Annotated in this window: 12 protein-coding genes and 1 riboswitch; of the genes, 7 read left to right on the plus strand and 5 right to left on the minus strand. The window is 34.8% G+C overall.

Features of this window, described 5'->3' with window-relative positions:
* Positions 1-23 precede the first annotated feature (23 nt).
* The 3 genes from malC (at position 24) to malR (ending at position 3,480) form a co-directional block, all read left to right on the plus strand.
* Positions 24-1,325 (plus strand): maltosaccharide ABC transporter permease MalC, encoded by a 1,302-nt coding sequence (gene malC, locus AC0L0O_RS04505; RefSeq protein ID WP_001194988.1) that lies wholly within the window; start codon positions 24-26, stop codon positions 1,323-1,325.
* The gene (gene malD, locus AC0L0O_RS04510) at positions 1,326-2,168 is read left to right on the plus strand and encodes a maltosaccharide ABC transporter permease MalD (RefSeq protein WP_001022608.1); all 843 of its coding nucleotides are present in this window, start codon (positions 1,326-1,328) and stop codon (positions 2,166-2,168) included.
* 280 nt (positions 2,169-2,448) lie between these two features.
* Complete coding sequence (gene malR, locus AC0L0O_RS04515) at positions 2,449-3,480, plus strand: maltose operon transcriptional repressor MalR (protein ID WP_000219045.1); 1,032 nt, start codon at positions 2,449-2,451, stop codon at positions 3,478-3,480.
* Positions 3,481-3,484: 4 nt separating this feature from the next.
* Here malR and AC0L0O_RS04520 read toward each other — a convergent pair whose 3' ends face one another.
* Both AC0L0O_RS04520 and AC0L0O_RS04525 read right to left on the minus strand, forming a co-directional pair.
* Complete coding sequence (locus AC0L0O_RS04520) at positions 3,485-4,648, minus strand: aminotransferase A (RefSeq protein ID WP_000434590.1); 1,164 nt, start codon at positions 4,646-4,648, stop codon at positions 3,485-3,487.
* 122 nt (positions 4,649-4,770) lie between these two features.
* A complete protein-coding gene (locus AC0L0O_RS04525) occupies positions 4,771-4,971 on the minus strand; it encodes a hypothetical protein (RefSeq protein WP_000929284.1) in 201 nt (66 codons plus the stop codon).
* Positions 4,972-5,281: 310 nt separating this feature from the next.
* On the opposite strand from AC0L0O_RS04525, the gene kinB reads away from it, so the two are divergent.
* Positions 5,282-6,556: a sporulation sensor histidine kinase KinB gene (kinB, locus tag AC0L0O_RS04530; RefSeq protein WP_000420390.1), complete on the plus strand. Its 1,275-nt coding sequence runs from the start codon at positions 5,282-5,284 to the stop codon at positions 6,554-6,556.
* 53 nt (positions 6,557-6,609) lie between these two features.
* Here the strand turns inward: kinB and AC0L0O_RS04535 are convergent, their stop codons facing one another.
* Positions 6,610-7,359, minus strand: a complete 750-nt coding sequence (locus tag AC0L0O_RS04535) for a DUF3967 domain-containing protein (protein WP_000388464.1) — start codon at positions 7,357-7,359, stop codon at positions 6,610-6,612.
* Between the two features lie 236 nt (positions 7,360-7,595).
* Here AC0L0O_RS04535 and nucA point away from each other — a divergent pair, with 236 nt between their 5' ends.
* Together nucA and comJ are read left to right on the plus strand one after the other, a co-directional pair.
* Complete coding sequence (nucA, locus tag AC0L0O_RS04540; RefSeq protein ID WP_000811492.1) at positions 7,596-8,030, plus strand: DNA-entry nuclease; 435 nt, start codon at positions 7,596-7,598, stop codon at positions 8,028-8,030.
* 36 nt (positions 8,031-8,066) lie between these two features.
* Positions 8,067-8,456, plus strand: a complete 390-nt coding sequence (gene comJ / locus AC0L0O_RS04545; protein ID WP_000424033.1) for a competence protein ComJ — start codon at positions 8,067-8,069, stop codon at positions 8,454-8,456.
* A 36-nt stretch (positions 8,457-8,492) separates the two neighbouring features.
* Here the strand turns inward: comJ and metE are convergent, their stop codons facing one another.
* Positions 8,493-10,781: a 5-methyltetrahydropteroyltriglutamate--homocysteine S-methyltransferase gene (gene metE / locus AC0L0O_RS04550; protein WP_001007636.1), complete on the minus strand. Its 2,289-nt coding sequence runs from the start codon at positions 10,779-10,781 to the stop codon at positions 8,493-8,495.
* Between the two features lie 128 nt (positions 10,782-10,909).
* A riboswitch (cobalamin riboswitch) is annotated at positions 10,910-11,097 on the minus strand.
* A gap of 332 nt (positions 11,098-11,429) precedes the next feature.
* Here metE and AC0L0O_RS04555 point away from each other — a divergent pair.
* Complete coding sequence (locus tag AC0L0O_RS04555; RefSeq protein ID WP_000438229.1) at positions 11,430-11,861, plus strand: NUDIX hydrolase; 432 nt, start codon at positions 11,430-11,432, stop codon at positions 11,859-11,861.
* 213 nt (positions 11,862-12,074) lie between these two features.
* Here the strand turns inward: AC0L0O_RS04555 and AC0L0O_RS04560 are convergent, their stop codons facing one another.
* Positions 12,075-12,632 (minus strand): PadR family transcriptional regulator, encoded by a 558-nt coding sequence (locus tag AC0L0O_RS04560; RefSeq protein WP_000062080.1) that lies wholly within the window; start codon positions 12,630-12,632, stop codon positions 12,075-12,077.
* Positions 12,633-12,695: the final 63 nt, after the last annotated feature.

The following is a 12,695-nucleotide window of genomic DNA, read 5'->3' on the forward strand; positions in this document are numbered from 1 at the left end:
CCCAGAAAAAAGGGGGAAGGAACATGCAAACATCTATGGAACCAGCAAACGGCTTAAACGGTTCAAAACATAGGAAAATGGCAACCATGCTATCAATCATTCCAGGCGTGGGCCAAATGTATAATAAACAATTTGTAAAAGGTCTTATTTTTCTAGTATTAACAGGCTCATTTATTGTAGCCTTTGCTGATTTATTAAATATGGGATTATGGGGAATTGTAACGCTTGGTACAGAAGTTCCACGTGATCATTCTGTCTTTCTATTAGTAGAAGGGATCTTGGCACTTATCGTCATCGTGTTTGGACTCGGAATATATGCATTTAATTTATATGATGCATACCAAAATGGGAAGAAACGTGATATAGGAACACCGTTAAACTCTGTCAAAGAGCAATATCGTAATTTACTAGACCAAGGTTTTCCATATTTAATGGTTTCACCAGGTTTTCTATTACTTATCTTTGTAGTTGTATTCCCAATCATCTTTGTAATTTTAATTGGATTTACGAACTATGATTTATATCATTCCCCTCCAGCTAAATTAGTAGATTGGGTCGGATTTAAAAACTTTATCGATATCTTTACTTTACCGATGTGGAGAGAGACATTTTTAAGTGTGTTCTCTTGGACTGTCATTTGGACATTCGTTGCAACGACATTACAAGTTGCGCTTGGTATTTTCTTAGCGATTATCGTAAATCAGCCTGGTATTAAAGGGAAGGCGATTATTCGAACAATCTTCATTTTACCGTGGGCAGTGCCAGCATTCGTATCCATTCTTGTCTTCTCTGGTATGTTTAATGAAACATTTGGAGCAATTAACAATCAAGTATTAGCTTTATTCGGAATTGAAAAGATTGCTTGGATGACAGATCCATTTTGGGCGAAGATTGCTTTAATTATGATTCAAACGTGGCTTGGATTCCCGTTCGTCTTTGCAATGACAACAGGTATACTGCAATCGATTCCGGGAGAATTATACGAAGCGGCTACAGTAGATGGAGCTACAGCTTGGCAACAGTTTCGTAAAATTACATTGCCACTTGTTCTATATGCAACAGCACCAATATTAATTACGCAATATACGTTTAACTTTAATAACTTTAGTATCATCTATCTATTTAACGGCGGAGGTCCTGCTGTAGCTGGACAAGACGCAGGTGGAACAGATATTTTAATTTCATGGATTTATAAGTTAACGATGACTTCGGCGCAGTACGGGAAGGCAGCAGCTCTTACAATGATCCTATCGTTAATCGTTATTACAGTTGCGTTATGGCAATTTAAGAAAACAAAATCATTCCAAGAAGAGGATATGATGTAAATGAATATTAAAAGACAAAAGATGTTACGTCTCTCATTAAGTTATCTCGTTATTTTCGTAATGTGTGCCATCATTTTCTATCCATTATTATGGATTATTGGCTCATCGTTTAATCCGGGTGATAGTTTATCTGGATCAAGTATTATTCCACAAAATGCAACGTTAGATCATTATCGTAAGTTATTAGATTTAGAGAATAGTAATTATTTACTATGGTATAAAAACACATTAAAAGTAAGTGTTTTAACGATGATTTTCTCAGTGTTAGCAATTAGTTTTACTGCTTATGCATTTTCGAGATACCGTTTTGTTGGAAGAAAAAATGGTTTATTAACATTTTTAATTTTGCAAATGATTCCAAACTTTGCAGCGTTAATCGCTCTATACGTATTAGCGCAGTTAACAGGATTAATTGATACGCACCTTGCATTAATTTTAATTTATGTAGGCGGGGCAATTCCAATGAATACATGGCTTATGAAAGGGTATTTTGATACGATTCCGAAAGAATTGGATGAATCAGCTCGTATGGATGGAGCAGGACATTTCCGTATTTTTTGGCAAATCATTATGCCGCTTGCAAAGCCAATCGTAGCAGTTGTAGCATTATTCACTTTCATAGGTCCATTTACAGATTTCATTTTAGCAAGTATTATTTTGCGCACACCAGAAAATTATACGTTAGCAGTTGGATTATATGAAATGGTAGCGAAGAAATTTGGTAATGAATTTACAACGTTCGCAGCGGGTTCCGTGTTGATTGCAATCCCGATTTCAATTTTATTCCTATCACTACAAAAATACTTTATCTCTGGTTTAACTGCTGGAGGTACAAAAGGATGAAAAATGGGACATTATGTCCCATTTTTCTTTTCATCTCCCTATAAAACATTTTATAGGGAGATGAAAAGAGATTTGACATCATATATGAAAAGAAGTGAAATAAATAGTATATTATAGTATAGGAAAAAAGAGCTCTATCCCTTACAATACATGGAGAGGGAGAATATGATAGGTTTTGCAAGATAGAATCAATGAAAGTTTATGACTTCCCCTATTACTTGCAACGGGTGCAAGATGAAAATATATAAAATGGCAGAGAAGTGAAAGGAGGGGGATTTTTATGACAGTTACAATTAAAGATGTGGCGAAGAAGGCGAATGTAGCACCATCTACCGTTTCTCGTGTAATTGCTGATAATCCAAGTATAAGTGAAAAAACAAAGCGTCGTGTTCGGAAAGTGATGAGTGAACTAGGGTATCATCCAAATTTAAACGCAAGAAACCTAGCTAACCAAACAACAAAAACACTTGGCCTTGTTATGCCAAGTTCTGCAAGTAAAGCTTTTCAAAATCCTTTTTTCCCAGAAGTTATAAGAGGAATTAGTTCATTTGCACATGTGGAAGGGTATGCGCTTTATATGTCGACAGGTGAAACGGAAGATGAAATTTTTAACGGTGTTGTAAAGATGGTGCAGGGGCGCCAAATTGGTGGCATTATTCTTTTATATTCAAGAGAGAATGATCGGATTATTCAATATTTACATAAACAAAATTTTCCGTTCGTATTAATTGGGAAACCATATGATCGTAAAGAAGAAATTACATATGTAGATAATGACAATTATACAGCTGCAAGAGAAGTGGCAGAATATTTGATTTCATTAGGTCATAAACAAATCGCATTCATCGGCGGTGGATCAGATTTACTTGTAACGAGAGATCGTTTGGCTGGTATGAGTGATGCTTTAAAATTAGCAGACATTGTATTGCCAAAAGAATATATTTTACATTTTGATTTTTCAAGAGAAAGTGGTCAACAAGCCGTTGAGGAATTAATGGGGCTAAAGCAACCACCGACAGCAATTATGGCAACGGATGACTTGATTGGTCTTGGTGTGTTAAGTGCACTTTCTAAAAAAGGATTTGTTGTACCCAAGGATGTTTCAATTGTAAGTTTCAACAATGCTTTATTATCAGAAATTGCGAGTCCGCCACTCTCGACAGTTGATGTGAATATATACCAGCTAGGATATGAAGCTGCAAAAGCTTTAGTTGATAAAGTAGAGAATGCGGAGTCTACTGCAAAGTGTATTATTATTCCGCATAAATTACTGAAGCGTCAAACTTGCGATCATTATGCAACAAAAAGCTAAGAGTTTAACTCTTAGCTTTTTGTTGTAGAAAGGCTTCTAAACGGTCACAGCCTTCTTTTAAAGTTTCAATACTATATGCATAAGACAAGCGAAGGTAGCCTTCACCATATTCAGAGAATGCTGTTCCAGGAACGACGGCAAGTCCAGCTTCTTTGACAAGGTCAAGTGCAAAATCAAATGATGAAGATGTTAAATGGCCAACATATGGGAATAAGTAAAATGCACCTGTTGGCTTTTCAACTGTTAAGCCCATTTGAATAAGTCTATTATATACGTAATCACGGCGTTTTTTGTATTGATGGCGCATCATTTTTGGTGCATCTTTAGCAGCTGTTAATGCTTCAATTGCAGCATATTGAGCGATTGAAGTAGCGCACGTTACGTTGTATTGATGAACTTTTAATATATGCCCAGCTAAATAGCTTGGTGCAAATAATAGACCGATACGCCAGCCAGTCATAGAATGCGATTTTGATAAGCCGTTAATGACGATAGTCTTTTCGCGCATTTCTGGGAAATGAGCAATCGATGTATGTGTTTGTTCATATACAAGTTCACTATAAATTTCATCAGAAAGGACGAAAATATTTTTATCTTTTAAAACATCTGCAATATCTTGTAGTTCTTTTTTAGATAAAGTGACACCAGTTGGATTAGAAGGATACGGCAGTACGACGCATCTTGTTTTTTCTGTAATAGCATTTTCCAGTGCTTCGGCTGTTAAACGGAAGCCAGTTTCACGAACATCGATAAAAATAGGTGTTGCACCGCATAATCGAATAATCGGCTCGTATCCGGGATAAATAGGAGCAGGTAAAATGACTTCTGTTCCTGGCTCTAAAATCGTTCGAAATGCAACATCAATTGCTTCACTGGCACCAATTGTAACGATGGTTTCGGTTTCAGGTGAATAATGTAAATCGTAGTTATCTTTTACAAAGTTACAAGCTGCCTTGCGTAATTCTAGTAAACCAGCGTTATGTGTGTAGCTTGTATAATTTTCTGTAATAGCCCGTTTTGCCGCTTCTTTTACGAGAGAAGGTGTAGGAAAATCGGGTTGTCCAATTGTTAAAGAGATAAGGTTATCGTAGTTTTGAATCATGTTAGAGAATTGACGGATCCCAGAAATTTGGATGTCCTTCACTCTAGGATTAATGAATTGTTCCATTGTATCTCCCTTTCTTCCGTTTGAAAATTAAGTTCATTTTAACATATTTTCTATCATTTCGCTTGCGTATATGTTACGTAGAAAGAGAGGGATAATAGAAAAAAAGCCGCTGTAAGCGACTTTTAATATCCGTACTCCCAATCTATTTCATCCTCATTCCAAAGTACAGATGATACTTTGCCAAGGTGAACAACCGATTCATTCACAGCACATGTGCAATTTGCCTCTCCTGTTTTATGCTGTAACTCTTCATATACTGATTTTTCAACATTTTCTAGAACGACTAAATTCTCTTCTTTTAAAACAAGCGTAGTACCCGCCATATTTATCTTCCTCCTACTAAAATAATGATCACTTATTTGTAAACATAGATAGTATGGATTATATGCTGTATTTTGCTATAGTTGTCCGTCTCATGAAGTATTTTTTTATTTTCTTTGTAATCCGTATTCATTGTATACTGCCGGACAGAAATTTGGTACAGGGTTTACATTCATTTCGAAAATCTGTAACAATTATTATGTGTTGTTAACAAAGAATTAACAAATATGTTAAGAAAAATCAAAATCTTACAACAAATACGTCTATAAAATGATATAATCATATCAAAATACATATAGGGGATGAGAGGCTATGGAGCTTATCCGTGATTTAATGATCCAAATTGCCATCATTATTTTGCCACTATTTTTATACGAAGCGATTCGTTTAAATCGTTATCAAGAAATGCCTCCGAAGCCGAACCGCTACTTTATTATGTTTTTATCTAGCATTACACTCGTTCTCTCTATGACATACTCTATTTGTTTTGGGGACGTTTGTGGGTATAACTTTCACCCAATCCCGATTGTTAGTGGTTTTCTATATGGTGGGATTGTTGGTTTAGTCCCGGCTGCTATTTTTGTTGCATATGAATGGGTGCTAAAGGGAATAAACCTTCTTCCAGTTATAGAAGTAATATTCCTATCGATAGTTCCATTATTTTTATCAAAGAAATGGTCTCTATTTTCAAGGGATAAGAAGCTAATTTTGGCCTTTATGATTTCATCATTGTACGTACTCGTTTCTTTAGTGATTGGCATGATTAATGTTCTGCTAGAAACGGGGTTTACACCATATGTTTCGCACTTATATAGCGGATACATATTCGCTTCGCTTATTATGGTTATGACAATGGTATTTCAGGTGTACTTAACAGAATATTTAAATGAAAATGCAATACTACGTACAGAGATGCAAAAGTCAGAGAAACTTAATATAGTAAGTGAGTTAGCTGCAAGTGTTGCACATGAGGTTCGAAATCCGCTCACTGTTGTTCGTGGTTTTATTCAATTGCTTGAAAGTACGGAAGATGTGAAGAATAAGGATTATATGCGTCTCGTATTAGCCGAATTAGACCGGGCAGAACAAATTATTTCAGATTATTTGAATTTAGCAAGGCCACAAATTGAGAAGAAAGAACATATTTGCTTATCAGCCCAATTAATAGAAATGACAACCCTTATGTCATCATTTGCAGCGATGCAAGGTGTATATTTGCAAGTTGAGATTTCTGAAAGCCTTTATACGATTGGTGATAAGACGAAATTAAAACAAGCTATTATGAATGTTGTTAAAAATGGTATTGAAGCAATTCAAGGAAATAAAGGATATTTAAAGGTAACGGCTATGCAAAAAGATGAAACGATTGTAATAAGAGTTAAAGATAGTGGTGTTGGTATGACGAAAGAACAGTTAGCCAGGCTCGGACAACCGTATTATTCTTTAAAAGAAAAAGGAACAGGATTAGGTCTTATGGTAACATTTAGTATTTTACAAGCACATAATGGTACGCTGGAATATAAAAGCGAAAGTGGGAAAGGCACGGAAGCAATTATTATATTACCAGCTGTAAGAAATAAGGAATAAAAGTTACCGATGGAAGGTAACTTTTTATTTTATATAGGAAAAAATATATTATTTTATTCAGTTGTTTTTTCTTGTTTTGTTCGGCTAAATAAACTTCTAAATGATTGGAAAAAGCTTTGTTCTTTTGAAGCAGCAACTAATCTTTTTGTTTCTTGAATTTCACGAATGACTTGCATAAGTTGTGCATCACGATTGCTGTCTTTATTATAAATTTGATTTACGAGTTTATTCATTTTTTCTTCTTGCTTAGATTCTCGTTTATACATATGATTCATTAATAAGTCCATCTTTTCTTTTTGCAAGGCATCTGTTTGAGCGGCATGATCTACTAACTCCTGTAGCATCTTTTCTTGAGAGCCTTCTTTTACATAAACTTGTTGCATCAATTCATCTAGCTTTTCATCTTTTAAACGATTTTGGGTAATTAGGGTAGAGTTTTGATGAATAATTGCTTCATTTAACTGAGCGAGCATTTCAAGTTTTAACATAAACTCCTCAAAGTTACGCCCATCTTCTTTTTCTTTCGGTTGTATCTCTTGCTTATCTTGTATAACTGGTACAGGAGGAGCTTCTTTTTCTTTTAAAATAATTGGTATCGTTTCTGAAATATCTTCTTGTAATGTAGCAGCTCTTTCATGTATAGATTTCAATAGTTTTAAATCATCAAGTTTATAAATACGGGCATCAGCTGTTTTGGAAATCATATAACCATGTTCCTCTAACAGTTGACTATATTTGCGAACTATATGTTTTGGGATGCCTGTTTTATTCGTGACATCTTTCGTTTTATAGGTAGCTTCCATCATATTTCCTCCCCAAAAAGTATCGTATATATCATTTCAATCTTTTATGAGGACTTCCTTTGAAAAAGAATGTCGGAAGGTTATTAGTTTTCTACAGCATTAGTGAAAAGATGAAAAAAAATGAGAGTTTTTGGCGGAATGGCGAAGAAGAACTAAAATAATGTCTGAAAACATAGACAGGATAAGTTTGTTATAATAACTGAGGAAAAGAAACTGGTAGAGTCACGGAGGTATACATGAAGCAATTAAAAGGTATTATCATTTCAATTATTGCAATTCTTTCTATTTTAGTAGCGGTTTATGAAGTACTTGTTCCAGAGGAAACAAGTACAAAAAAAACAAATGCGTATGATCAAGTTCTAGAATTTCCGAAAGAGAGATATCCAGAAACAGGGAAACATATTACGGATGCGATAAAGGAAGGACATTCAGAAGTTTGTACAATCGACCGTGGTGGCGCTGCGGATAGAAGAAAGTTATCGTTAGCTCCATACCCATCAAAAAAAGGGTATGATCGTGATGAATGGCCAATGGCGATGTGTAAAGAAGGCGGAAAAGGAGCACATATCGAATATATAAGTCCAGCAGATAACCGCGGAGCAGGGTCTTGGGTAGGAAATAAGTTAGATAAATACCCAGATGGTACGCGTGTGAAATTTGACGTAAAGTAGTAGTTGCATATTTCATAATGAAGGAGGAGGGGAACGATGGAGTTAACAATTTCTTATTCGCAATTAATGTTAATGAACTATGATGGTGAGCAGCCTTACGTTGACTGGACGGATGAAGATTTTGAAAGAGGTTATGCGAAGGCAGATGGAACTGTTATTTTTGAAGCACTTTCTGATTATACTTGTGAAGTAAAAGTGACCCCAGGGAAACATATTGAGAAAGAAGAAGTGGTTAGAACGGTTGCAGTTCCTTTTACAGTTGAAAATGAATGTATCGTTGTAACAAGTATTCTTTCAAATAAATTTCAAATCCCTATTCCAAATGGTGAGTATACAGTTGTCTTACAAGCAACTCCTCTTGAAGAACCAACGGATGATGAATTATATAAAATACAATACGAATTCTTTTTTGAAAGTAAAGAATAAAAATGGGTTATCCTTTTGGAGGATAACCCATTTTTATTATGCGTTTGTTTTTAGTAGGGAACGAGCATCTTTTGCTGCTTGCACCATATGTTCTAGAGCTGGAATAACTTCTTCTGTTCTTCGCGTTTTTAAACCACAATCAGGATTAATCCAGAAATATTTAGGATCGCATACTTGTAAAGATTGTTCTACGATTTTATACATTTCATCTTTACTTGGTACACGTGGGCTATGAATATCATATACACCTAGACCGATGCCCTTTTCGTATGTTGTATGTTTTAATGTATCAATAAATTCTCCGTGACTTCTTGATGTTTCGATAGAAATCACATCTGCATCTAATGCGCGAATCGCGTCAACAATATCTTCGAAGTTACTGTAACACATATGCGTATGAATTTGTGTTTCATTTGCTACAGAAGAAGTTGCTAAAAGGAAGGATTGTACTGCCCATGTAATATAAGCGTCCCAATCTTTTTCTTTCAGTGGCATTCCTTCACGAAGTGCTGGCTCATCGACTTGGATCACTCGAATTCCAGAAGATTCAAGTAGTTCAATTTCATGACGAAGAGCTAATGCAATTTGATACGAAACTTCTTTTCTTGGAATGTCATTTCGAACGAAGGACCAATTTAAAATCGTAACAGGTCCAGTTAACATTCCTTTTACAACTTTCTCTGTTAAGCTTTGTGCATAAACCGTTTCCTTAATAGTCATGCCGTTAATAAAGGCTACATCACCATAAATAACAGGTGGTTTTACGCAACGAGAACCGTATGATTGTACCCAACCGTTTTTAGTGAATGAGAAGCCAGCAAGGCGCTCACCAAAATATTCGACCATGTCAGTTCTTTCAAACTCGCCATGAACAAGAACATCAAGACCAATTTCTTCTTGGTAACGAATCCATTTTTCTGTCTCTTTTTCAATAAATTGTTCATATTGTTCATTTGAAATAATACCATTACGCCATTCTTTTCGCGTTTGGCGAACTTCAGTTGTTTGAGGGAAGCTACCGATAGTCGTTGTTGGTAACAACGGTAACTTTAGGGCAACTTGTTGTAATTCGTATCGTTTTTCAAATGGAAGAGGACGTGAAAAATCTTCTTCTTTTAGTGCTGTTCGTGCTGCTTTGACATCTTCTCGGTTACGTGCAGCAGATGAACGAATTGTATGATGTACGTTTCGATATGTTTCCAGTTCATTACTAATGCTTTCTGTACCTTGAGTCAGAGCGGAATGAGTAAGAACTAACTCTTCTAATTTTTGATTTGCAAATGCCAACGCATCAAATAGCTCAGTTGATAAGTGAGTTTCTTCTGTTTTATCGATTGGTGTATGCAATAAGCTACAAGAAGGTTGAACGATGAGATCTTTCGTTTGGACTTGTTTTTGTAACGTTGTAAATAACGTAAGAACTTCATCAAGGTCAGCTCTCCAAATGTTACGGCCATCTATACAACCAACAGCTAAAGTTTTATCAGCTGGGAATCCATATTTTGAAATAGCATTTAAATTACCTTCTTTACCATGAACGAAATCTAATCCAATACTTGATACTGGGAATGTAATAATTTCTTCATAGTTTTCTTCTACACTATCAAAGTATGTTTGTAAAAGAAGAGTCGCATTTGGAACCTCTTTACGAATAGCTTCATAAATTTCTTTTGCTTGTTGAACTTCTTCTTTCGTTAAAGAAGCGAAAATCGGTTCATCAACTTGAATGATTTGTGCACCAGCTGCATGTAGTTCTGAAAGCAGTTGTACGTAAGGTGCAACTAACTGTTTTAAAATAGTAGCAAATTGCTCTTGTGTATAGCCTTTAGCTAATTTCAAGAAAGTATATGGTCCTAAAATAACAGGTTTTCCATCTACACCCAATTCTTGTTTTGCCTCTTCGTATAAGCGAAGTGGACGATTATCTTTTAAAGAGATTTGTAATCCCTCTTCATATTCAGGAACGATATAATGATAGTTTGTGTTAAACCATTTTGTCATTTCGGAAGCTACGTGATCTTTAGAGCCACGCGCCATTGCAAAATATACATCTAGGTAAGATGTAAACTCAGAAAAACGTGATGGGATAAATCCTAGCATATAAGCAGTATCCAAAACGTGATCGTAATATGTAAAGTCGCCAATTGGAATGAGTTCAATCCCTTTTTCTTGCTGTACTTTTACGTGTTGAAGGCGAATTTCTTTCATTGTTGTTAAAAATTGTTCTTCATTGATTTTATTGGACCAAAAAGCTTCCAATGTTTTTTTCCACTCTCGTTGTAATCCGATACGTGGATAACCTAAGTTACTTGTTTGAATTGCCATTTCAAATTCCTCCCTAATTAAAAGTAAGCACTTCCGTTTACTAGGAAATACCTATAACAAAAAGCATAAAGGCATAGAAAATAAGCCTTCCTTTTTGTTTTAACACCTCATCATCATCCGTGAATCTATCAGTGTTGTTAAAACAGGCAGGTCTCCTGACTTATGCTTCATATAATTTCTTTTACCTTCCCGTTTTCACAGTGGCACTACAAAGAAATCTCAGCATTTACAGTGGCGGGACCGTGTTGGAGTTTCACCAAGCTTCCCTTTTAAACACGAAACGAAATGTTCGTGTACCTATTTTCCTTTTGAAAGGAATTTAACAAGCGATATGATATTGAAACAAATTCTAACACAATTTTTGGAATTTTGTCTACTGTTTTGAAATAAGAAAATTCTAAAGTTTTTTTATTTTTATTATTCTTATTTTTCTGATTAATAAAAAGGATTTAATTGGATTAAGCTTATAAAAAAGTGTGTACTTGTACAGAGGTAAGACGCTAATTATGTTGTTTAACAATTGGTCTATATTTTGGAATAAGGAAGGGGATTAGATGGTTCATTTCGAAATAGTAAGTTATCAAAAAAAAGAACAAGGTTACTGTATAAAGATGAATATACTAAATTTATAGAAATGGGGAATTTTACTTGGAACAAAGCACACAAAATATTTATTTACCGCCAAAACATATAATTTCAGCAGCGACAATTGTAATGAATGAACAAAAAGAAATTCTATTAATTAAGGGACCTAGAAGAGGATGGGAAATGCCAGGTGGACAAGTTGAAGAAGGTGAGTCTTTGAAAGATGCTGCAATTAGGGAAACTAAAGAGGAAACAGGTATTGATATTGAGGTTTTAAAGTTTTGTGGTGTATTCCAAAATGTGAATCATTCAATATGTAATACGTTGTTTTTAGCTAGACCAGTTGGCGGTAAATTAACGACTACACCAGAAAGTTTGGAAGTAGGGTTCTATCCTATTGAGCAGGCGTTAGAAATGGTGAATTTTATGAATTTTAAACAAAGAATTGAATACAGTTTGGATGAAAACCAACATCCTTTTTATATAGAATTTTAAGAAACAACTTTCCATTATGGGAAGTCAGTGATGAATAAATATTAGATTTTCAAACAAATGTATTGTTATATTTTTGAGCACAGTGAAGTATCTTGTATCGAAAATTAAACAGCTATATGATACCCTCGTCCTAAATTAGAACGGGGGTATGCTTGTTTTAGGTATTAAAATTAAATAACTTTATTGTCTTTTTATAGTTTTTTCTTTATAAGTTCACCCTTCATCTATATCAATTTCTGAAAGTCGCCCTTCAACTGCATCTGTAAGGAGGGTGTTTAACCATTGCAATTCAACTGTAATATGTTCAATAACGCTTTGCAAAATATATAGTTGGGCACGTGGAATTTTTCCTTTGCTACAATCATAAATAGTTTGCATATTATGTAAATATTGAATGGTGTCATTTTTCTTCTTTTCTAAAATAGGAACTAACTCTTGATCATTACCAAAATGAGCGAAAGAGAGTGCCGAATAAATTGGTTTATATATTTGATTTTTTGCCTCGAATTGTTTTAATAGTAACGTGTGAAATAATCGTTTACCTTCTTCTGTTATATGAAAGATTGTTTTATCTGGTCTATTCGTATCTCGAACAATAGTTGTAACACGAATTGCCCTTTGTTTTTCTAATTGCTCGAAGGCATAGTAAAGTGATCCTTTTGCATATTTAATATAACAGTCCATTTGTCGTTCTTTCATGATGTGCTGCACTTCATATGGATGTTTATCTCCTTCGAGTAGCAAGCCGAGAATGACTAATTTCATACTCATGCTGTTTCAACTCCTATATATAAAAACTTTATACATATTATAAACGGCATATCCGTTTTCATA

It is taken from the genome of Bacillus sp. GS3m_15504 (assembly GCF_055825275.1).